Here is a 21,950-nt window from a genome sequence, read left to right on the forward strand (position 1 = left end):
ACTTCAGACGCCCAGGCTCCACCGGAGTCCGGGCGTTTGGCTTTGTACAGGAGTAAGACTACTACTAAAGGTCTCCGCCTCACCTGAGACTACGTGATTAGATAGCTGCTACAAAGTATAGTTGGGTAAAATCTGCTTTTCTTAAAAAAGTCGCCTGCCCGGTAGCAGGTACCTGGTAGCTAGTCTTGTACGTATGAAAAAAATATTAGTAGGTTGTCTGTTATTGGTTTCATTTGGCCTTTTTGCCCAGAGTTATACGCTTCCCACCGCCGCCCGTACCATTCCCTTTAATAACGGCTGGCTGTTTATAAAGGACAGTACCGCGCGGGCCGAGCAGCCGGGCCACAACGACGCCCACTGGCGCCGGGTAGACCTGCCCCACGACTGGAGCATCGAAGACCTGCCCAACCAGCGGCCCGGTCAGGTCTTCGGCCCCTTTGACCGCTCTAGTATTGGCGCGCACAACACGGGATTCACCGTGGGCGGCACGGGCTGGTACCGCAAGCGATTCAGGACCGGGCCGGCCCAGCAGAACAAGCGGATTACCATCCATTTTGACGGAGTACACATGAACTCCGACGTATGGCTCAACGGCCACCACCTGGGTTTTCACCCCTATGGCTATACGCCCTTCCACTACGACCTGACTCCCTACCTCCGGCCCGCCGGCCAGGACAATGTACTGGCGGTACGGGTACGCAATTGGGGCAAAAACTCCCGCTGGTACAGCGGCTCGGGTATCTACCGGCACGTGTGGCTTACGGCTACCGATCCGGTACACGTGGCTCCGGGGGGCGTATTCGTCACCACGCCTGAGGTATCGGAGCAGCAGGCTACGGTACAGGTGCAGGCCCAGATTACCAATCAGCAAACTACTACAAGTACCATTACCCTTACGACCACGCTGGTAGCTCCGGATGGTAAAACCGTAGGGCGGAGCCAGCGCAGCCTGACCCTTGACGCGAATGCCTCCGCTACCGATACCCAGCGCCTCACGCTCACCAACCCGGTCCTGTGGTCGGTGGATAGTCCCCGGCTGGATAGTCCCGGGCTGGATGGCCCCGGGCTGTACAAGGCCATTACCGAAGTCAGATCCGGTAGCCGCGTACTCGACCGCGTCGAGACCCCTTTCGGCGTCCGGAGCATCCGGTTCAGTAGTACGGAGGGCTTCCTGCTCAACGGCAAACGGCTCCTGCTCAAGGGCGGCTGTATCCACCACGACAACGGCCCGCTGGGCGCGGTAGCCATTGACCGGGCCGAGGAGCGCAAGATTGAAATCCTGAAAAAGAACGGCTTCAATGCCATCCGCTCCAGCCATAATCCGCCCTCGCAGGCTCTGCTCGACGCCTGCGACCGCCTGGGCATGCTGGTGATCAACGAGGCCTTTGATATGTGGCAGGTCCCCAAAAATCCGCAGGACTACCACCTGTATTTTAAAGAGTGGTGGCAGAAAGACCTCGAGGCCCTTATCCTGCGTGACCGCAACCATCCTTCGGTCATCCTATGGAGCATCGGCAACGAGATACCCGAGCGGGTAGATAGTACCGGCCTGCGCATCACCCGCCAATTGATCGACCTGGCCCACCGGCTGGACCCGACGCGCCCGACTACCGAAGCCATCTGCGGGTTCTGGGAACCCATGAACAAGGGCAGGCAGTGGCGTGACACCGCTCCGGCCTTTGCCCTGCTGGATGTGGGAGGCTACAACTACATGTGGCAGCACTACGAGTCTGACCACCAGCAACACCCCGACCGGATCATGCTCGGGACGGAGTCATTTGCTAAGGAAGCACTCGAAAACTGGAATAAGGTAGAGAAGCACCCGTATGTGATCGGCGATTTTGTGTGGACGGCCATGGACTACCTGGGCGAAGCCTCCATCGGGCATACCGTCCTGAGCAACCAGAAGGACAGCCCCATCCTGGGGTGGCCGTGGTTTAACGGCTGGTGCGGGGACATTGACCTCATTGGCCACAAAAAGCCGCAGTCGTACTACCGTGATGTGGTATGGCGGCAGAGTCCCATTGCCCTGGCGGTACACCAGCCCATCCCGGAGGGCCTGACGGAAGTAGTCAGCAAGTGGGGTTGGCCCGAGGAGCTACCCAGCTGGACCTGGCCCGGCGCCGAAGGCAAACCCCTGCAGGTGCGGGTATTTTCGAGGGCACCCCGGGTACGCCTGACCCTCAACGGCAAGCCTATCGGAGAGCAGGCCATCGCCGACACCAGCATTACGGCCCTCTTTGAGGTACCCTACCAGCCGGGCGTCCTGAAAGCCGTGAATGTAGTGGATGGAAAAGAAACCGAATCGGTAGTACTGACCACGGTGGGTGCCCCAAAGCAGCTGCGGCTCACGGCCGACCGCCCCACCATCCGGGCCAGCCGCAACGACCTGTCGTACGTGACGGTGGAGGTAGTGGATGAGCAGGGGCAGGTAGTACCCGGCGCCGAGGTACCCGTGCAGTTTGCGCTGAGCGGAGCCGGTGAACTGGCCGCCGTCGGCAACGCCAATCCTACCGACGTCTCGAGCTTCCAGAAGCCGCAGAAGAATACCTTCCGGGGCAGAGCGCTGGCCATTATCCGTCCTGTCGAAAAGCCGGGCACCATTACCCTCAAAGCCACGGCACCCGGACTGGCACCAGCCACCCTTACGGTCACTACGAAGTAAGGAGCCTCCGGTGATAACACTTTGGGCCGCAAACGGATTGTATAGGTATATAGCCACCTTTAAATACATATAGCGATGCAGGACCAGGATAAGCCTAAGGATAAAGAGGAGGAGCGCGTAGAGTCCACCAAAGGTCAGGAAGCCGACTCTGCCGGTACTCCTGCGAACGCCGATCAGGGAAGTAGTGTGGAGAGTGCCGATATACTACTGTCCAGCCGCATCCAGCGCGGCATATTCGGCGCTAACGATGTGGATTACGAGGACCTGAAGCGTGAAGAAGAGGAGAACCCCGAGAAGGACGCTTAGTGGCGGTACTTTATTACAACTAAGGTACTTAGGTAGCCGCCGGATTTTACCGTACGGTAGCTACCTACCAACAGGTTTTGCTTTACTTGCCGGTACTCATCCACCATAACACCAACTACCCATGAAGCGATTGTACTATCTGCTTTGGCTGGGGCTGTTCTTCGCGGCCTCCTGTACCCGACAAGATAAAGACGTCTTTCCCCGGGACTCTACCTACTTCCTGGGCGCCTGGGAAGTAAGTAACAAAGTCAATGTAGAGAGTAGTGGCTCTTTCAGAGCAATACTTACCTTTTTAGAGAACGAAACCTTCACGACCAATCTCAATACAGATACAGGTCCCTTAACTTACAAGTGGTCGTATGACGAGTCCAACCAGGAGCTAACTCTTAAAGATGAAGCCTATCAGGTGGTCCTGATGGAGAAGAACCAATTTTCTATCAGATCCTCTTATTCGGGAAACGTTCTTAGCTATATCCGAAAGTAGCGCCTGATGCAAATGGTGGTGTTGTCACCGCCAGAAGGTGTTTACTCCTGAGTATGGTACGGTACCAGCTCTTCAAAAAGGTACTGCGGATCGTACTGTACCCCAAATTTTTCCAATAGCCCAATGTACTCCTCCCGGAAGGTCTCCTTGCGGTGGTGTGCCTCCTGATTCTGTATGTAGCGGTACACCCGGTCGATGTGGGAGCGGCTGTACGAGAAAGCCCCGTAGCCCACCTGCCACTCGAAGCGGCTGGGGAGCAGTCTGCTTTCATTCACCCACTTGGACGACTTCGCTTTAGCCTGCTGCATTACCTCCGAAAGCGCTACGGTAGGTTTGAGGCCAAAGAAGCAGTGGACGTGGTCTTCAACGCCGTTGACGATGATGGTTTTGCAGCCCGTTTCATTGATGAGGTTGCCAATGACCGCCATCAACTGCTCCTTCCATTCCTTATGAATGATTGCCTCGCGGTACTTCACCGCAAACACCGCCTGTATGTAGAGTTGTGTGTAGCTGTTCGGCATAGTGCATAGTGGTGGGTAATCAATGTAGAACCTCAGAATCTACCATGAGGTTTATGCATTGGCCCCTGAATGTCCCAGCCTACCCCTGACTAAACTCAGGGTGTACCACATCGGACGTTTCTACAAGATTGGTCGTGCCTCTGGCACAAGAGCGTCCAGCCTACCCCCTGACTCAACTCAGGGGGTACCACATCGCTCGTGCCTCTGGCACTACCCGTTACCCTACATCATCCGTTTCTACAAGATTGGGCGTGCCTCTGGCACTCTGACGTGATCCACAGTGCCAGAGGCACGAGCGATACAGCAAGCCGGGAGTTCAGTCCCGGCACGTGGCGGGGTATAGCATTACCTACCACTATCCACAGTGCCGTAGGCACGAGCGATACAGCAAGCCGGGAGTTTAGTCCCGGCACGTGGCGGAGCACGGCACGAACGATATACGCCAGACCCGGACTTCAGTCCGGGCTACCTTAAATCGTCGGGTCCTGAACCGGGGCCGGGGCTAACGCCTCGAAGAAAGCCCTGGCTTCGGCAAATCCTCGCTGGCGCATCAGCTCCATGGCAGCCGGGTCAAACAGGAGGCCACCCGGTCCGCCGCCCTCCAGCATGCGTTGCGGACGGATCTCGTGGATCGTCGTGACCGCTGTATTCGTAAAGGGATTACCGGCCTGGGCCAGGGCGTTGTCCACTACCCCGGCCGGTACACCACTGGCCAGTAGCCGGTTGCGGATAGCCTGCAGGTACTGGTTGCCCCGCTGGTAGAGGCGGGCCAGACGGTAGTCATTCTGCCCCACATCCTCGCTGAACATATCTATCGTGCGTTCCAGGATCTGGGACGCTTTGGTAAGTGGGGCCGGCTGGGGAGGTAGGGTTTCGGGCGTGAGAGTGATGGAGATAATGGTATCGGCTCCCGCGTCGATGGCGGCCTGCAGGGGAGTCACTTCGCGTACCCCGCCATCCACGTACTGCTGGCCCCGGATCTCCACCGGCTGCATAAATACCGGCTGGCAGCTCGACGCCAGCATGGCCCCCCGCAGAAGGTTGGCGCTGCTGATTGACTCCACATCGTAGTCGCCGCCCACCCGCAGGGGCTGCGTAGCCCAGTATACCAGGCGCTCCGTCTGCAGACTTACCGTCGTGATAAATACAGACACGCCCCGGCGCTGAATCTGCGCAAAATGAGCATCCGTGACAGTTCGGTCGATCAGCCTCTTCAGGGGCTGGGCGTCGTGCAGCGATATACTCCGGGCCAGGTTGGTAATCCCTCCCAGTATAAGTACATCGTTCTGGCGCGTGGTGGTATACAGCCGGCGCAGCAACTGCAACTCACCACAGGCAGCCAGCGGAACAATGAGCGAGCCCGTACTGGTACCGCAGTAGATATCAAACTGGTCGACGGGGCGCACATGGTTCTGGATGTATTCCAGCGCCCCCACCGCGAAGGCCCCGCGCGAGCCGCCTCCGCTGACTACTAGTGCCGTTTTTGCCATGGTTATAGGATGTTAAAAATCATAGAGTACTTATTCAGTCACGGGAGTAAATGGTTGGATTCGGGGCTTGGTCGGGTTAAACGATACGCCGAACTGGAAGTAGGTAACCGGCTGCCGCTGATCCCGGTGTAGTTTGAGTGATATACCAAAGAGGTCATCCAGCTCCAGTCCCACGCCGCCCCCCAGCCATTGGCGGCTGCTTTCGGCTCCGCTGCGCGTACCAAACAGGTACTCTCCCAGCAGGTGGATGTTGTACGACGAGGCCGTCAGTACCCGGGGGCCCTCCAGTACCTTCAGCGTCACCCGGGGGCCACCCAGCCACCCAAACTGGCTCCCCTGGTAGAAGCCCCCACCGGTCGCCCCGGCCCGCAGCAACCCTGGTACCACCGTATACTGCGGAGCGATCTGAAGGGTAGCCAGGTACAGCTTGGGGCTGCCCTGAGGCTGATTAAATCCGCTGCCCGCTTCAACCCATACCCAGGGGGAGCCGTTGCTCTTCGGGAAGCTCTGCGCCGTAGCCCGCCGGGGAGCAGCCAGCCACAGGCTCAGTACCGTTACGTAAATAAGTGCTTTCATACAGTCAGGAGATATGATACCAGTACGTGTTTCAAAACCTATAAGCGGGAAGTGCCGGGCCTGATCTTGCATCAGTACAGTAAAATCAACCAGAAAGCTTTCAGAGTGTTACCAGCCCAGTACAGGTACATCGTGTAATGGCTGGTACAGATAAAGGTAGTATCCGTTTTGGTGGTAGTAAGTTACACAGATAGTCTGAGTATCCGAAGGAGTTTTTAGTGAGTGGTAGGGGAGAGGCTCGCCCTGTTTTAGTACTCATAAGGGCAGGGAGGAGGTACATATCAGCTACCGCGCTCCTGCCCAACCCTAAAAATTCTGGATCAGCGTAGGAGTGCCCTGTGGTTACTGCGTATATTGGCGGCGTTTTAACCGGGGGCGGGCTTACAGGCAGTCCCCATCCCTCCATCAAACCTGCTATCTATGCTCAAGACTACGACGCTGCTATTCGTATTACTACTCCTGTTAAGTGGCTCCCGCTGTACATCCCATAAAGAAGAGGTAGAGCCGGTCAAAGAATCCAGTTGTTTTGAGGGCAAGTGGGGCAATGACTATCTGCTGTGTGGCCCCGAGAACAGCGGCCGACCGGGAAGAGGCAGCCTCGCTAAACGGAAGGAAGAAGAACTGTGGCTCACCTTCTCCGCCGATAATAAGGGCGTATTTCACTTCTATGATTGCCAGAATAAGACCCGCTTCCGCGACGGCATCCCCTTCGTCTACACCCTCAACGGCAACCAGATTACCTTTCAATGGCAGGGTGACACTGAGGAGGTACATACGTACGGGGCCATCTTTCACTTCCGCGATACCTTTCAGTACGAGTGCCGCAACGATACGCTCTTCTTTACCGATGGGCTCATGAAAAACACCATGTACAACGGCGCTTCCTACTTTGTCCGCCGCGAATAACCCGGACGTGTGCATCCAACCCAGGAGCCTCCCTAGAGGAGGAACTGAGGCGGCCGCCGCGTGGGAGGTCTAAACTATACAAATACAAATTCCCTATAAATCCCTAAACCCAATTCTCCTAATCAAAGTACCTTGTATGAATTTCAGAAGTCAATCCATTGCTTTGGCACTGGCCGCCTGGGTCAGCCTCTTCACCGGACTCACCACCGCCCAATCCTCCGCTGCCAAAGCGCAGCCTCCGGTGCTGAAAGTAATGACCTACAACATCCGCATCGCCAGTCCGCCTGCCAAGGGGTGGGGCGTGCAGGACCTACCCGCCACGGCGGCGGTCATCAACCGGACCCAGCCCGATCTGGTGGCCCTGCAGGAAGTGGATGTATTTACCGACCGCTCCGGCAAAAACTCCCACCAGGCGCGGGAACTGGCCGAACTTACCGGCATGCACTACCACTTTGCCAAAGCCGTCGACCGCAGCAACGGCGACTACGGCGTAGCCATTCTTTCCCGCTATCCGATCCGGAAGGCCGAGAGCTACCGGTTGACGTACCTGACCAACCACCCCGAGGCGGAGATCCGGGCGGCGGCAGTGGTCACCGTCAAAACGCCCCTGGGTAAGGTAGTATTCATCTCCGCGCACCTGGACCACATCAGCGACCAGGACCGCGCCCACCAGATCCAGCAGCTCAACGACATCATCCGGAAGTACCGCAAGTACCCCGTGATCCTGGGAGCGGACCTGAATGCCCGTCCCGCCAATCCGGTACTCAAAGGGCTGGAGGCGAACTTTGAACTACCCTGCACCGACTGCCCCCTGACCTTCCCGGCCGACCAGCCCGACCGTACCCTCGACTACCTGATGCTAAGCCGGAAGGCCACCCAGAAGTTTAAAAGGCTGTCCTACCAGGTCGTCCCTGAACCCTACGCGTCGGATCACCTGCCGCTGATGATGGAGATTAGTAGGAAGTGAGGTAAAATATGTTGATTAAGTTTGATGCCTTTACTGCTGTTAATAGCAGTAAAGGCTAAGCTCCATTCCCCGTATTGATGCCTAAGATACCGTTTGATAAAATTATGAAGTATAGAGGCAGTGCTGGAGGGCAACTGCGTATATTCGGGGATGTCATAGTAGGTCTTGGCCCCTTTGGCTTTTTCTAATACATCATTAAATAACATAACTTAAAAGCAAAATTATCGAGTTGTTCTACCACTCTACATAAGCTATGGAAAGTAAGAAAATTACTAAAAACCACAGGAAAGAGTATTCCTCACGAGGAAATGTAAAGCATTATCTTGAAGTTTGGCATCATGGCCTTAATGAATATCGTGAGTTTAGCTCATCAGACTACGATGTTCTGATGAATAAGGTAGATGCCTACGTATTGAAGCTAGAAGAAAAGTGGAAGAATCTTAAAGAAAAGCAGAACCTATTGCTTTCTAAGGAATCTAGTTTACGAGAGGCGGAGAAGAGAACCAAATCAGCCCAAGCTGATTTACGTGCAATGGATGAGCTTCTGCTATCTACCTTGGATATAGACGATGCTATTAATTGGGACTCATTAAAAGATAAAACAATATTTAATGAGCCTAATCCACAATACTCACTAGACAAGCAGATCAATAAAGTTGATAAGCCAAGAGCTTATGTTGAGAAAGAGCTTCCAGTAAAGCCAGATTTAGAATTTATAAAATATAAGCCAAAGTTTTCCCTAGTGGATATGATATTCCCTTTTTTGAAAAAGAAGAAGGTGGAAAGGGTAGATGCTTTATATAAAAATGATTTATCAAGTTGGGAGCAAAAGGTGCATGAGATAAGTCAAGAAAACGAAGAGGGTAGGAGGCAATATGAAATAGATGTAAAGAAGTATGAAAAAGAGGTTGAGCGAGTGAAGCAAAAAAATAAGTTGGAGTGTAAGGACTGGATGGAACGGGAACAGAAGTTTTATGAAAAGCAGAATTTATATAATTTGAAAGTTGATAAGCTAAAAGCAGATTATCACAATCAAGTACCTGCTGCAATAATAGAGGCTTGTGAAATAGTCCTATCTAACTCTCTTTATCCTGACTTTATCAATAAGAACTTTGAGATTGATTACAATCCGGAAAATAAAATTCTAATTGTTGAATACTCTTTGCCTGCTCCTGAACTTCTACCGACTATTCAAGAAGTAAAGTTTATGAAGAATGAGCTCAAAGAGTATCACGTATCAGAAAGTCAAAAAACGAAAAATTATGATTCTGTTATTTACAAATTGACTTTACGTACTATACATGAACTCTTTGAGGCAGATGAGGTCGATGCTTTGAATGCAGTTACTTTTAATGGATGGGTTAATTCTATTGATAAGTCGACAGGTCGGCGTGTCAATAATTGTATCGTTTCAATACAAGTAAAAAAAGATGAATTTGAGAAAGTTGACCTTCAACATGTTGATCCAAAGGCTTGCTTTAAAAGCTTAAAGGGGGTAGGTAGTAGTAAGCTCACTGGATTATCTGCTGTTCAGCCTATATTAAAGATTGATAAAAGTGATAAGAGATTTGTGCCTCATTATGATGTAGCAGATAGCCTTGATGATACTACTAATATTGCAAGTATGGGATGGGAAGACTTCGAACATTTGATTAGAGAGGTTTTTGAAAAAGAATTTAATCAAAGTGGTGGAGAGGTTAAAGTAACACAGGCTAGCAAAGATGGTGGTGTAGATGTTATTGCTTTCGACCCAGATCCGATAAGAGGAGGGAAAATTGTTATTCAAGCAAAAAGATATACAAATACGGTTGGGGTCTCAGCAGTTAGAGACTTGTACGGAACGGTAATGAATGAAGGAGCAACAAAAGGTATTCTTGTGACTACTGCAGATTATGGACCTGATGCTTATGAGTTTTCAAAGGGTAAGCCAATTACCTTAATGAACGGCGCTAATTTGCTTTACCTGCTGGAAAAGCATGGTCATAAGGCGAAAATTGACATTAGGGAGGCTAAGCTTCTTATGAAAGGGCAATAATTTTGTTTAGAAAGATGCCTCTTAAGGCATCTTTCTAGCTTTTAACTTATTCTATAAAGAGTATATATTTAATTAATATTTTGATTCGTTTTTGTTGATTATACCATTGGAATGTCTAATTTATTGATATTACAGATTGCATTTATTTATTAAGCTTACACTTCGTTCCGCCCATTCTTTCTTCCCCTAATTATCTTCTCCTACCTATTGCTTCCCCTTTACCTTTGTAGTACTATTGCGCTGAGAGTAAGGAAGTAGCGCATTTTTAGCCATCAATAACCATGAACCACATGAAAAGTATCGCCCGCCGGAGCCATAGGCCCGGCCGCGCCCGTCTGGCATCCCTGAGGCTGCTGCGGGCGTTTTCTGTTTTTGCCCTGTGTGGCCTGCTTAGTCAGGCACAAGCCTTTGCGCAAGGAACGCGGCTGCTCCAGCAGCCTACCCTGAGTAGTACCCACATAGCCTTCGTGTACGGCGGCGACCTGTGGGTGACGGACCTGAACGGGCAGGGACTACGCCGCCTCACGAGTACCCCCGCCGTGGAGCGTGACCCCTCTTTTTCGCCTGATGGCAAGCTGGTGGCCTTTACCTCCAACCGCTCGGGCAGCAACGCAGTCTATACCGTACCCGTAGAAGGTGGTGACGCCACCCGCCTCACCTGGCACCCCAGCGGCTCCTCCGTCCGCGGCTGGACGCCCGACGGCAGGCAGGTACTGTATGCCTCGTCGCGCGATGCCGCCCCCACCGCCTACGAGCGCCTGTGGACGGTACCGACTACGGGTGGACCCTCGACGATGCTGACGCAGCAGTGGGGCTTCGATGCCTCCTACGCCCCCGACGGACAGCGGCTGGTCCTCGACCGCATGGACCGCTGGGATGCGGAGTGGCGCGGGTACCGGGGCGGCCAGAATACCCCCCTGATCATCCTGAACCTCAAGGACCGCTCGGAGGAGCTGCTCCCCAACGCCTCGACGGTAGACGTACAGCCGCTGTGGCTGGGCGAAACCATCTACTTCCTGTCGGACCGCGACGGTACCACTAACATCTGGTCGTACGCTCCGGCCACCAAAGCCATTAAACAAATAACCTCCCTGAAAGGCAGCGATATCAAGTCACTGGCCGGAACGGCCCAGCAACTGGCCTACGAGCGGGACGGCTACCTGTACCTGCTCAATCCCGCGACGGGTGCCAGCCGCCAGCTTCCTATCACCATTCAGGGGGATTTTCCCTGGGCGGCTACGAAGTGGGAGGATGTGACGAAGTCGGCCCGCTCGGCTTCGCTGTCACCCGCGGGTAAGCGGGCTATCATGGAGGCCAGGGGAGAGATATTTACGGTACCGGTCGAGAACGGCGATGCCCGCAACATTACCCAAAGCTCCGGCACCGCCGATCGCGCCCCCATCTGGTCGCCCAGCGGCAACGAGATCGCCTGGTTTTCGGATCAGGGTCGCAAGGGCTATAGCCTGATGATTGCCGCTCAGGATGGTATGTCGAAGCCCCGTTCTATCTCCATCGGTGAGTCGAAGATGGCCTGGGAGCCGTGCTGGTCGCCCGATGGCAAGTACATAGCCTTTGTGGATGATGATGTACGGGTACGGGTCGTGGACCTGAAAGCCGGTACGGTACGCACGGTGGATGTGGGCGGTACCAACCTCGAGCGCGGCGACATGGGGCTGACCTGGTCGCCCGACTCGCAGTGGCTGGCGTACAGCAAGAGCGGGAAGAACAATTTCAGAGGTATCCACCTGTGGTCGCAGAAAAGTGCCAAAACGCAGCCCATCACCAACCCTATGGCCGATGCCTTTGCCCCGATCTGGGACCTGGACAAAAAGCACCTGTACTTCCTGGCCAGTACCGATAGGGCCCTGGGTTCCGGCTGGGCCAACACCAGCTCCATGACCGCCCGCCCCGAGTACGCGGTCTACGTGGTGAACCTGCGCAAGGAAGACCCGTCGCCCTTCAAGCCTAAAAGTGATGAGGAAGAGGTAAAAGAAGAAAAGCCCGCCGTAGCCATGCAGAAGCCGGAGGATAAGCCCAAAGGCAAGGCGGCTAAAGGCAAAGGCTCCAAAGAAACCGCCGCCAAAGACTCCACCGCTCAAAAGCTGGACGTAGTACAGGTGGACTTTGATGGCATCGAGCGCCGGACCATGGCGCTGCCCCTGCCCAGGCGCAACTACCCGCTGCTGATCAATGGCCCGGCCGGTACGGTATTTATCGGGGAGCAGAAGCCCAATACTCCGGGCCTCACGCTGCAGAAGTTTAAGCTGGACGACCGCGAGGCCAAGGAGTACGTAGGAGGAGCCAGCCAGATATCGGTCACCGCCGACGGTACCAAGATGCTCGCCAAGGTAGGTAACAGCTGGAAGATGATGGATACCAACAAGCCCAGCGGCTCGGACGGCAAGGAAGTAAAAGTAAACCTGCAGATGAAGCTGGACCGGAGCGAAGAGTGGCAGCAGATGTTTGAGGAGGCCTGGCGCTACGAGCGGGACTACTTCTACGACCCCAACATGCACGGCCGCAACTGGCAGGAGGTATACGAGCGCTACGCGCCGCTGGTACCCTACATCAAGCACCGCGCCGACCTTACCACCATCCTCGACCAGGTCAACGGTGAGCTGTCGGTAGGGCACAGCTTTGTATTTGGCGGCGACTACCCCGAGGTGGATAAGCATTCGGTAGGGCTGCTGGGGGCAGATCTGGTAGCGGACAACAAGCGCTGGAAGATCAAACGCATCTACACCACCGAAAGCTGGAATCCCGAACTATCCAGTCCGCTTGACCGTCCAGGTATCAATGTGCAGGAGGGCTACTACCTCGTGGGCATCAACGGGCAGGAAATGACCGCTGCCGACGATCCGTACCGCATGCTGGATGGTACCGTAGACCGGCAGACGGTGTTGCATATCAACAAGACACCCCAGTTTGAAGGAGCGTGGAAAGAGATCGTGAAGCCTATCGGCAATGAGAATGCCCTGCGCCAACGGGCCTGGGTGGAGGACAACCGCCGCCTGGTCGACAAGCTCTCCAACGGTAAGCTGGCCTATATATGGGTACCCAATACGGGCGGCAATGGCTTTGTGTCCTTCAACCGCTACTACTTTGCGCAGCAGGACAAGGAAGGCGCTGTGATCGACGAGCGCTACAACGGAGGTGGTCTGCTGGACGACTACATGGTAGACCTGATGACGCGCAGCCTGCGGGCTTCCCTCACCAACGAGGTACCCAACGGCGCACCCATTCGCCTGCCGGCCGGTATCATCGGGCCCAAGGTACTACTCATCAACGAGCTGGCCGGCTCGGGCGGGGACTTCTTCCCGTGGGTGTTCCGGCAGCAGAAGGTAGGTCCGCTCATCGGTGCCCGCACCTGGGGAGGCCTGGTGAAGTCGTCGGTACACTACCCGCTGGTGGATGGAGGAGCTCTCACCGCCCCGGACAACGCCGTATTTGATCCGATCAACAAAAAGTGGGTGGCTGAAAACGAAGGCGTAGCGCCCGACATTGAGGTACGCCAGGATACGAAGTCGCTGGACAGTGGCCGCGATCCGCAGCTGGAACGGGCCGTGCAGGAAGCCCTGCGCCTGCTGGAGCAGAAGGGTACCCTCAATGTCACGGTACCGGCCTACTCCACCCCGGCGGTGCATAAGTGAGGGGCTTATCCCGGACCTGTGTGGACACAGGCCCAGATACGTAATGTAGGCCCGTGGGGACACGGGCCACGGACGCTCCGTAAAAAATGTAACAGCCTACTTAACTATTTCAATCACTCATCATATAATCAAAAGCACCCCTGCCGGCATAGGGCTGGCAGGGGTGCTTTGTTTGTGCGAAGTACTAGACCAGCTCTTTGTGGGTCTCCACGTAGGTACGGAAGCTGGTGAGCTGCGGGTAGATCTGCCGGGTTTCGTCTAGCCCGAACTGCCAGGGGCGGGTCCTGTTCCACTGCATCTGCCTATAAAATTCGCGACCAGCCAGCCAGAGCATCCAGGGGTGTACCTTGAAGCGGGACTTGTTTTTGCCGGTCACCTCCTGCACAATGGCTTTCATTTCTTCACCGGACAGGATATCGCTGGATACATGAATGGCTCGGTTTCGGTATTGGTCGGGATGGGCAATGACCTCCGCGGCTACGGCGCCCAGGTCGTCCATGGCTATGAAGTGGTGCCCCGGCACGTGGTCGTCCAGGACGCCCCGCAGCATGGAGATGAAGCCATCGTACTTGGGATCAAACACACTGTCCATAAAAAACACCGTACGCAGGAACGTGTAGGGGAGGCCACTGGCCCGTATCTTCTCTTCGATGTGCCACTTGGACTCGATGTGGGGTACCCCTTTGGCGCTATCGGCCCCGGCAATGGAGCTTTGGACAAAATGCCTGACTCCGACCTGGCGGGCGGCGTCGATCATGTGCAGGGCCTGGCGTTGCTCGCCTTCCAGCCCTACACCTTTCTCCCAGTAGTTCTGCATCGAGAACACCGCGTCGCAGCCCCGCAGGGCCTGCACCAGGCTGTCGGGTTGTTCGAGATCGCCCTTTACAATAATGGCTCCCATCCGGCCCAGAGCCTCAGCCTTGGGATTTTCAGGATTACGGGTGAGGGCGCGGACGATAAAGCCCCGCTTCAGCAGGTGGCGCGCTACGGCATTGCCCTGTGAGCCGGTGGCTCCGGTTACTAGTACTGTCTTTGTCATGGCTTTCGTATTTTATGAGTTAATTAAAATTTTGAGGTGCCGGTCTATTCCGTCTTGTTTTTACTAATTATCTTGATACAAATTTCAGCATAACTCCGAGCCCGGTAATAGACAGTACACGCCAATCTTACCCCATTTGATGCCATGAAGGTGCAGAACTCCATCCTGCGGTTGATCATATACGGAGCTGTTAAGCACGGTGCCAACTTTCAGCAGTTGTGTCAGCGTGTGGGCATTGATCCCACGGAGCTGAATGACGCCGAAAAACTCACCCACTGGGAGATTTCGGCCGGTGCCTGGGACCATGCGCTGGACATGACGGGTGATCCGCTGCTGGCCCTGCACATGGGCGAAGATCCTAATTTTGCGGGTCTGGGGATGCTGGGCTACCTGATGCAAAGCTGCTCCACGCTGGAGGAAGCCCTCACCGTGCTGGTAAAGTACAACAATACGGTATCTACCATCTTTACGTTTTCCACCGAAAGCCACGGGACAGAATACTACTTTTACTACGAGCCGGTACCTACCTACCGCAACAAGTACCCCGAGAGCTGTCGGCAGGCGGTAGAGCTGATGATGGCCTCGATCACCACGGGATTTCGAGTCTTTGCGGATAAGAAGGTCTCTCCCCTGCGCGCGGAGCTGGCCTACCCCAGGCGGTCGCCGCAGGAGTACGAACGGGTACTGCAGACCCGGGTGGTATTCGGAGCTGACCGCAATAGCCTGGTGTACCGGCAGGAAGATATAGCTGCTCCCACCATTACCTACGACAAGTCGCTGTATTCGTTCTTTAACCTGCTGCTGACCGAAAAGCAGAACGCACTGGCGGTACAAAAATCCCTGGCGGATGAGATCAAAGAGGTACTTCTGAGTCAGTTTGGCGGGCAGGTACCTCCCATCGAGGTAGTAGCGGCCCACCTGAATATGAGCCTGCGGACGTTTCAGCGAAGGCTGTCCGAGGAGAAGGTCACCTACCGCCAGGTAAGCAGCGAGCTCCGCAAAGAGCTGGCGCTGTCGCTGATGAGCAACCGCCAGTCCCGAAAGGCCGAGGTAGCCCAGCTACTCGGCTACGCTGACCTGAGCAGCTTCCAGCGGGCCTACCGCAACTGGACGCAACCTTCCGCCTAGTCTGTTCCTGCTTCCAGCTATTTTTACTTTCATACGTATAAGGGGCTGTGTTCTGTAACTTCCTGTTCGTTAGATAAATATATAACGTGCTGTGCTCCACAACGCTGGGCAACCGTTGTACCATAAGGTGACATTTTGAGGCTTTTCGACCACAATATTCTGCCGGATCAGTGTCAGCGGCGGGCACCAATCAGGGTGGGTGCTAAGGGGGCGGGAGCCTGCTTTTCTGGTGCTGAGGAGGGGATGGAGCCCAATTAGCAGCTTTTCGTGCACTTGCTGCTGTAGGTTCGTAGTCGTGGCACTACTGGCTATGGCCGGATCCTGGTACGCAGGTACTATTTTTTATCATTTTTCTACTGTGTTGCTGTCAGTACAAAGCAGTAACCGGGTGAAAGCCAATAATTAACTTTTGGTTCGCCTGATTAAAGGTAGTGGTAGCGAGCAGTTATAATCTGTCAGGGCGGAAAAGGATCAGTGAGGCGGATGCATGCATCTAAGTGTGCAACGGTGTATTGGACCACCACTACCAATAGTAATGTAAAACCATAAAAAATGAAAAGTATGAACAAGCAGGAAAAGAGTGTTCGGAAAATGATCATTAATGGGATTTGTCTTTTCTTTTTGGTGGGGGCCGTTGCCTGTAACTCTTCAGAAAAGCAGGGAGATACCGCATCAGAACAAATGTCTCAGGAAGGTAGTGATGCGGCAGCCGGAAATACTGCTGGCGGTACCTGGGATAGTAACCGCTTTAACACCACTTTTGCTTCTAACAACCGATATGGGGAGTGGGACGCAAACCGTGATAGCTACCTGGATGAGAATGAGTATACCCGGGGCTTCTACCGTACCTGGGACACCAACCGGGATAACAAAGTAGATCAGAACGAGTGGAATACTGCCTCCAGGGACTTTGGAATGCAGAACCAGACCTGGGACAAATGGGACTCCAACCGGGATGGATCTCTGGACGAGAAAGAGTACCGAACAGGCTTTAACCAGAGTGGCTGGTACCGTGAGTGGGACGGCGATGGAGATAAGCGTCTGAGCCAGCAGGAATATAGTACGGGTCTGTTTGGCCGCTGGGACCGAAACGGTGACAGTATGCTGGATGAAAACGAATACACCCCATATAATACCTACTATGGTAACGGTGGAACTGGTAATGGTATGAATAACGGTACTGGAACCGGCACCGGGACAGGTACGGGTACTGATAGAACCGGCACCGGCAATAATGGTACGGGTAATACAGGAACCGGAACTGGTAATGGAAATGGAACTGGTACCGGAACGGGTACTGGCAACGGAACCGGAACTGGTAATGGTACCGGAACGGGTACTGGCACCGGTAACAGACCTGGTAGTGGAAGCTAAGCCGGATTTCCGGCCGACGCACGGGACAATTTATAATCTATACTAGTGTATCCAATATAGATTATAACAACCCAATCCATTTATAGAAGAGGGAGGCCCGAACTTTAACCGGTTCGGGTCTCCCTCTTTATTTTGTTACTACATACATCAGAAGCCTTTGCGCTACTCTGTACCGGAGTTTGTCTGGTGTGCATCTCCAAAGTATTGTTTCAGAGCAGTATGATTTTTTAATCTATTAATCTTGATGTTTGTCAGAGGCTTTGTGATGTAGGAAATGCAGGCAGAATAGCTTTTGGCCTTTATGGCGTCTTCTATGAACAACGAGTTGGAAAGCACACAGATACGGGTAGCGGGGAATCGGGGCTGAAAACGTTGGGAATACTCATCCAGAAACTCCCAGCCCGTCATAATGGGCATGTTGATGTCCATGATAATAAGCTCCGGCGCGTCACCGTCACCGGCACTAAGCTTTTCGAAGTAATCAATCGCTTCCTGACCATTCGTAATACTGATGATATTTTCGACAAACTGGTGCTTGAGCATAAACCGGTTAATGATGAACAGGGTAAGTTCATCATCGTCAATGATGAGTAAATTCTTAATCACAGGGCAGGTGGGTTAGGTACTATTTTAACCATAGGCATAGAAACCGCTATACCGGCAGGCAGGCAAAAGTAGCGACAAAGCAGTAGGATAAAAGTGATATTGGTCACTGTTCCTAACAAATAGAGGATAGGGATATCTCTCCTCACAATCACGGAAAGTGCTACTTCCGGGCTGCCCTTAGCGGGTACGCCCTGCTCTCCTGCATCTGCGTAGTACCTTTGGAAACTAGCTCTACTTTGGTATAATCTTCGTTCGGGAAGAAGATACCCGTCATGACGGCTTTGCCCCCATTGGCGAATACCTCCACCGAGGCTACATCCAGCAGGAGGTGGAGCTTAAGCTTACTATCCTGTATGATGAGCGGGGCCTTGTGTACACCGGCAAAGGTATTCTTGAAGTCCAGCTTGCCCGATTGGGTGCGGTCGATGTACAGCTCTTTATTAGCTACTGAGTACCCCAGGTCAAGGTGCTCGCCTTTGGAATTGGAGAACCTGAGTACCACCTCCTGAGCCCGGGCCACATCCAGGTCCAGATCCAGTTCCAGCAGGGAGGGGTTCAGGCCGTACTGGCCGCTGAGGTCGAGGGTTCCGCTTACCTCCTGGGCCTTCAGGCGGGTGGTGCCGGTACGTAGCTTCTGCATCTCCCTGACGGGTACGTTGGCCAGTCGTACACCCGCTTCGGTCTGGATCAGGCTGAGTTCGCGGGGTACCGTCATGGCGCTGCGCCAGGTAGAGGTAGGTACCTCGTTAGCATAGAGCCAATTGCTCATCCAGCCCAGGAACAGCCTGCGGCCGTCGGAAGCCGGTACATGGGCCCAGGTAACGCCGGCGTAGTTGTCGGTCCCGTAGTCGAGCCAGAGGGTCGTCTGGGGCGGGTTGTCGCTGGTAAAGGTCCGGCCGTCGAAATGGCCGATAAAGTACTGCGTAGCCGAGCCACCATTAGGGCCACCCGGATTAATACTCACCAGCAGAACCCACTTCTGCTGTCCGTTGATGGTCAGCGGAAACAGATCTGGGCACTCCCACACGCCGCCGTGGCCGCCGGCGTTCTTGCCGAACTCGCTCAGCTTGGTCCAGTCTTTCAGGTTGTCGGAGCTGTAAAACTCGATATGATCCAGCACCGCCAGCGTCATGATCCATTTATTAGCCTTTTCGTTCCAAGCTACCTTCGGGTCGCGGAAGTCTTTTATACCCGGATTTTTCAGCACCGGATTTCGCTCGTATTTTTTCCAGGTGCGGCCCTTGTCCAGGCTGTACGCAAGGCCCTGGGTCTGGTAGTCGTTACGTCCGGTTTTCTCCATAGCGGCATTGTGGTAGGTATAGATGGCTACCATAGGCGGGTTGTCGCGGGTACCCAGGCCGGAGGTATTGTTTGCATCCACTACCGCGCTCCCCGAGAAGATGGTACCTAGTGAGTCGGGATAGAGGGCGATGGGCAGGTGCTCCCAGTGTACCATGTCGCGGCTCACGGCGTGGCCCCAGTGCATCGGCCCCCAGACGGTACTTTCAGGGTGGTGCTGGTAAAACAGGTGGTACTCTTCATCGTGGTACACCATACCATTGGGGTCGTTCATCCATTGGGCGGGCGGTGTAAAATGGAACAACGGGCGGTGCTGCTCCCGGGCTGTGGTGGAGCTGGTCGTGTTTCGGGTGGTAGCGCAGCCAGCCACCAGCAGAGCCGCCACCACGTACGACAACAGGGTATATCTATGCATTGAGATTGAGAGGTAATGGTTTCGGGTCCTGTGGGTAGGACCTGTACAAGAATGTAAAGCCGGAAACAGGATGTAAGGTTTTGGGAAGAGGAGCCGAACGAGGGCCGGAGGGGGGTGAGGGCGCTGGCAAAGTAAATGAATAAAACTGTACGGGCCTGTTAGCTGTTAACCAGGTACCCTATCTTTGGGTACATATACAGATGGTGCTAAACTACTTTTTATGTTCAGATTACTACAATGGATGGTCTGCCTGCTACTGATCAGTACCTGCGCGTATGGTCAGACGGTGGATGAGCGGCTGGCGGAAGTCCAGGGGCTGTGGCAGACCAACAAGGATGGCTTTCTTCAGTACAAGAGGACTATACCCCTTACGGGACTTTCTAAAGAGATCATTCACCAGCGCGCCAAAGAGTACTACCTGGATAACCAGTACGATAAACTGGATGAACGGGCAGCCGGTCCGGTGGTAGTGCTGGGAGCTGCAGGTCTCTTCAAAAATGTGCAGGTAACGGAAAACGGAGGTGTCAGGTCTACGGTGGACGCAACGCACTTCCTGCACGTATGGGTAGAAGAGGGCAAAGCGGAAGTTGTCATTACCTGTCTTCAGTATATCTTTCAGATTGGCTCGGGGAGCGACGCTGGCCATGATGAGGTACTGATCTCTACGCTGTTTCCGGTCAATCCGCAGGCGCCCCGGAGTGACAAAATCATCGGGGCCTTCTTAGGTACCACCCGAAGTGCCACCGCCCGGCTGGAGGAGATAGAGAAAAAAATGAAGGCCCCTCTGCGCTCAATACCGCAGGAATAGGGGGTAGCCGTATAGCCCGAATACGCGCGGGACAAGTAGACTATACGAAGCATAGCTTCACATAGAATCACTACTTGTTATGAAACACCTGCTTTTGACTTTCCTATACCTGGCGCTGTTGGGTACTACGGCTTATGCCCAGACCCACGCTTCCGGGACCGTATTCAATGATATAAACAAAAACAGGGTACTTGATCGAGGCGAGCCACCCCTGGCGGGTGTATGTGTATCCAATGGGCGGGAGGTAGTCCGAACCGGAAAAGATGGCCGTTGGACCCTGCCTTCTGGAGACGACACCGGATTTTTTGTGATCAAGCCGGCCGGTTATATGACTCCGGTCAACGCCGACATGATTCCGCAGCACTACTACATGCACAAGCCAGCGGGATCACCCCCGCTAGAGGTAGCTGGAGTTGCCCCCACCGGCAAACTACCCACCTCCATTGACTTCCCGCTCTGGCCGCAGCAGGAAGAGAATAAGTTTACAGCGCTGGTATTCGGGGATACGCAGGCTCGGGGTATGAAGGAGGTCAACTACATAACCCATGATGTAGTAGAAGAGTGTATCGGTACCGAGGCTACGCTGGGAATCAGTTTGGGCGATATTGTAGCCGATGATCCTAATCTCTTTCAGGAAATCAACCAAAGCATAGCGCAGATCGGGATTCCGTGGTACAATGTATTCGGCAACCATGACTTCAACCGCGGAGCCCGGGATGACCGCCATACCGACGAGACGTTTGAGCGTTACTATGGCCCCAGTACCTATGCCTTCGAGTACGGACAGGTGGTATTCATCTCACTGAAGAATGTCTACTTCAATCCCGAAGGCAAATACAGAGCCCACTTTACGGAGCAGCAGCTGGACTTTGTCCGGAACTACCTGGCTCTTGTACCCAACGACAGGCTGGTGGTACTGGTTATGCATGCTCCCATTGTTTCCTGCGACAACCGGAAGGAGCTGTTTGACATCCTGAAAGCCCGCCCGTATACCTTATCCATAGCCGGCCATACGCACACCATGGCGCATGTATTCGCCGACGAAAAGCTGGACTGGCACGGGCCAAGGCCTCACCATCATTTTATCAATGCCACGGTATGCGGGAGCTGGTGGTGCGGGATCAGGGATGAAACCGGTATTCCGCACGCTACTATGAACGATGGCGCACCCAATGGCTATTCGCTGCTCACTTTTGACGGCAACAGCTACTCCATCCGGTTCAAGGCAGCCCGCCGACTACCAGATGAACATCTACCTGCCGGATGATGTACCTCAGGCCGGGCTGGACACCACTTCGCTGGTTGTCAATGTATTTGCAGGCTCCTCCCGTTCCAGGGTAGAGATGAAAGTAAAAGGGCGTTCGGACTGGCACGAGCTGGCCTATACCCCCATGCACGATCCGGGCGTAGCGGCCATGCAGGTTTACAACCCTTTTCTGGAAACCAAAATCAACGGTACCGCACTGGACACCGTTTTTGGCTGGCAGATGGACCGACCGGAGATGTCATACCACATGTGGAAAGGAAAGCTGCCGGGAGGTCTCCCGGCAGGTACCCATCTGCTCCTAATCCGAACTACGGATATGTTCGGGCAGGTCTATACCGGGCAACGGATTTTCCGCGTCAGGTAGGGACACAGCCCCCGGCATGAAAGCGTATATGTACACTGTACTTACTGAAA

General features: G+C 54.2%; 16 protein-coding genes and 1 pseudogene. 11 read left to right on the forward strand and 6 right to left on the reverse strand.

Annotation, left to right across the window (positions count from 1 at the left end; genetic code table 11):
• Positions 1-193 precede the first annotated feature (193 nt).
• The 3 genes from JTN23_RS07245 (at position 194) to JTN23_RS07255 (ending at position 3,455) form a co-directional block, all read left to right on the forward strand.
• Positions 194-2,665, forward strand: coding sequence for a glycoside hydrolase family 2 TIM barrel-domain containing protein (locus JTN23_RS07245; RefSeq protein WP_247233427.1), 2,472 nt, complete (start codon positions 194-196; stop codon positions 2,663-2,665).
• A gap of 75 nt (positions 2,666-2,740) precedes the next feature.
• Complete coding sequence (locus JTN23_RS07250) at positions 2,741-2,971, forward strand: hypothetical protein (protein ID WP_247233429.1); 231 nt, start codon at positions 2,741-2,743, stop codon at positions 2,969-2,971.
• A gap of 121 nt (positions 2,972-3,092) precedes the next feature.
• Entirely contained in the window at positions 3,093-3,455 is a 363-nt protein-coding gene (locus tag JTN23_RS07255; RefSeq protein WP_247233431.1) for a hypothetical protein, read from the forward strand.
• Between the two features lie 41 nt (positions 3,456-3,496).
• Here JTN23_RS07255 and tnpA read toward each other — a convergent pair whose 3' ends face one another.
• The 3 genes from tnpA to JTN23_RS07270 all read right to left on the reverse strand — a co-directional run bounded on the left by tnpA (position 3,497) and on the right by JTN23_RS07270 (position 6,042).
• Positions 3,497-3,976 carry an IS200/IS605 family transposase gene (tnpA, locus tag JTN23_RS07260; protein WP_247233432.1) on the reverse strand — a complete coding sequence of 160 codons (480 nt, stop codon included), beginning with the start codon at positions 3,974-3,976 and terminating at the stop codon, positions 3,497-3,499.
• 470 nt (positions 3,977-4,446) lie between these two features.
• Complete coding sequence (locus JTN23_RS07265; RefSeq protein WP_247233434.1) at positions 4,447-5,466, reverse strand: patatin-like phospholipase family protein; 1,020 nt, start codon at positions 5,464-5,466, stop codon at positions 4,447-4,449.
• A gap of 30 nt (positions 5,467-5,496) precedes the next feature.
• On the reverse strand, positions 5,497-6,042 hold the full coding sequence (locus JTN23_RS07270; protein WP_247233436.1) for a hypothetical protein: 546 nt from the start codon (positions 6,040-6,042) through the stop codon (positions 5,497-5,499).
• Between the two features lie 420 nt (positions 6,043-6,462).
• On the opposite strand from JTN23_RS07270, the gene JTN23_RS07275 reads away from it, so the two are divergent.
• The 4 genes from JTN23_RS07275 (at position 6,463) to JTN23_RS07290 (ending at position 13,600) form a co-directional block, all read left to right on the forward strand.
• Positions 6,463-6,948, forward strand: a complete 486-nt coding sequence (locus tag JTN23_RS07275) for a hypothetical protein (protein WP_247233438.1) — start codon at positions 6,463-6,465, stop codon at positions 6,946-6,948.
• A 136-nt stretch (positions 6,949-7,084) separates the two neighbouring features.
• Positions 7,085-7,915, forward strand: coding sequence for an endonuclease/exonuclease/phosphatase family protein (locus tag JTN23_RS07280; RefSeq protein ID WP_247233440.1), 831 nt, complete (start codon positions 7,085-7,087; stop codon positions 7,913-7,915).
• A 253-nt stretch (positions 7,916-8,168) separates the two neighbouring features.
• Entirely contained in the window at positions 8,169-9,950 is a 1,782-nt protein-coding gene (locus JTN23_RS07285) for a restriction endonuclease (RefSeq protein WP_247233441.1), read from the forward strand.
• A 290-nt stretch (positions 9,951-10,240) separates the two neighbouring features.
• Entirely contained in the window at positions 10,241-13,600 is a 3,360-nt protein-coding gene (locus JTN23_RS07290) for a S41 family peptidase (RefSeq protein WP_247233443.1), read from the forward strand.
• Positions 13,601-13,784: 184 nt separating this feature from the next.
• Here JTN23_RS07290 and JTN23_RS07295 read toward each other — a convergent pair whose 3' ends face one another.
• Entirely contained in the window at positions 13,785-14,639 is an 855-nt protein-coding gene (locus JTN23_RS07295; RefSeq protein WP_247233445.1) for an NmrA/HSCARG family protein, read from the reverse strand.
• Positions 14,640-14,783: 144 nt separating this feature from the next.
• On the opposite strand from JTN23_RS07295, the gene JTN23_RS07300 reads away from it, so the two are divergent.
• A complete protein-coding gene (locus JTN23_RS07300; protein ID WP_247233446.1) occupies positions 14,784-15,767 on the forward strand; it encodes an AraC family transcriptional regulator in 984 nt (327 codons plus the stop codon).
• 552 nt (positions 15,768-16,319) lie between these two features.
• Complete coding sequence (locus JTN23_RS07305; RefSeq protein ID WP_247233447.1) at positions 16,320-17,141, forward strand: EF-hand domain-containing protein; 822 nt, start codon at positions 16,320-16,322, stop codon at positions 17,139-17,141.
• A gap of 162 nt (positions 17,142-17,303) precedes the next feature.
• On the opposite strand, the gene JTN23_RS07310 is transcribed toward JTN23_RS07305, so the two are convergent.
• Together JTN23_RS07310 and JTN23_RS07315 are read right to left on the reverse strand one after the other, a co-directional pair.
• Positions 17,304-17,747: a response regulator gene (locus JTN23_RS07310; protein ID WP_247233448.1), complete on the reverse strand. Its 444-nt coding sequence runs from the start codon at positions 17,745-17,747 to the stop codon at positions 17,304-17,306.
• A 160-nt stretch (positions 17,748-17,907) separates the two neighbouring features.
• On the reverse strand, positions 17,908-19,461 hold the full coding sequence (locus tag JTN23_RS07315) for a glycoside hydrolase family 32 protein (protein ID WP_247233449.1): 1,554 nt from the start codon (positions 19,459-19,461) through the stop codon (positions 17,908-17,910).
• A 220-nt stretch (positions 19,462-19,681) separates the two neighbouring features.
• On the opposite strand from JTN23_RS07315, the gene JTN23_RS07320 reads away from it, so the two are divergent.
• Entirely contained in the window at positions 19,682-20,269 is a 588-nt protein-coding gene (locus JTN23_RS07320) for a hypothetical protein (RefSeq protein WP_247233450.1), read from the forward strand.
• Between the two features lie 79 nt (positions 20,270-20,348).
• Positions 20,349-21,900 (forward strand): annotated as a pseudogene (locus JTN23_RS07325) (calcineurin-like phosphoesterase C-terminal domain-containing protein).
• The last annotated feature ends 50 nt before the right edge of the window (positions 21,901-21,950 follow it).

The sequence above is a fragment of the Telluribacter roseus genome, from assembly GCF_017355915.2.
Taxonomy (GTDB): domain Bacteria; phylum Bacteroidota; class Bacteroidia; order Cytophagales; family Spirosomataceae; genus Telluribacter.

Bases quoted from the DNA above. Each gene is read 5' to 3' on its own strand.
- JTN23_RS07265 (WP_247233434.1), bottom strand. From the start codon at position 5,466: ATGGCAAAAACGGCACTAGTAGTCAGCGGAGGCGGCTCGCGCGGGGCC.
- JTN23_RS07250 (WP_247233429.1), top strand. From the start codon at position 2,741: ATGCAGGACCAGGATAAGCCTAAGGATAAAGAGGAGGAGCGCGTAGAG.
- JTN23_RS07255 (WP_247233431.1), top strand. From the start codon at position 3,093: ATGAAGCGATTGTACTATCTGCTTTGGCTGGGGCTGTTCTTCGCGGCC.
- JTN23_RS07295 (WP_247233445.1), bottom strand. From the start codon at position 14,639: ATGACAAAGACAGTACTAGTAACCGGAGCCACCGGCTCACAGGGCAAT.
- JTN23_RS07320 (WP_247233450.1), top strand. From the start codon at position 19,682: ATGTTCAGATTACTACAATGGATGGTCTGCCTGCTACTGATCAGTACC.
- JTN23_RS07315 (WP_247233449.1), bottom strand. From the start codon at position 19,461: ATGCATAGATATACCCTGTTGTCGTACGTGGTGGCGGCTCTGCTGGTG.
- JTN23_RS07285 (WP_247233441.1), top strand. From the start codon at position 8,169: ATGGAAAGTAAGAAAATTACTAAAAACCACAGGAAAGAGTATTCCTCA.
- JTN23_RS07305 (WP_247233447.1), top strand. From the start codon at position 16,320: ATGAAAAGTATGAACAAGCAGGAAAAGAGTGTTCGGAAAATGATCATT.
- JTN23_RS07275 (WP_247233438.1), top strand. From the start codon at position 6,463: ATGCTCAAGACTACGACGCTGCTATTCGTATTACTACTCCTGTTAAGT.
- JTN23_RS07300 (WP_247233446.1), top strand. From the start codon at position 14,784: ATGAAGGTGCAGAACTCCATCCTGCGGTTGATCATATACGGAGCTGTT.
- JTN23_RS07245 (WP_247233427.1), top strand. From the start codon at position 194: ATGAAAAAAATATTAGTAGGTTGTCTGTTATTGGTTTCATTTGGCCTT.
- JTN23_RS07270 (WP_247233436.1), bottom strand. From the start codon at position 6,042: ATGAAAGCACTTATTTACGTAACGGTACTGAGCCTGTGGCTGGCTGCT.
- JTN23_RS07280 (WP_247233440.1), top strand. From the start codon at position 7,085: ATGAATTTCAGAAGTCAATCCATTGCTTTGGCACTGGCCGCCTGGGTC.
- JTN23_RS07290 (WP_247233443.1), top strand. From the start codon at position 10,241: ATGAAAAGTATCGCCCGCCGGAGCCATAGGCCCGGCCGCGCCCGTCTG.
- tnpA (WP_247233432.1), bottom strand. From the start codon at position 3,976: ATGCCGAACAGCTACACACAACTCTACATACAGGCGGTGTTTGCGGTG.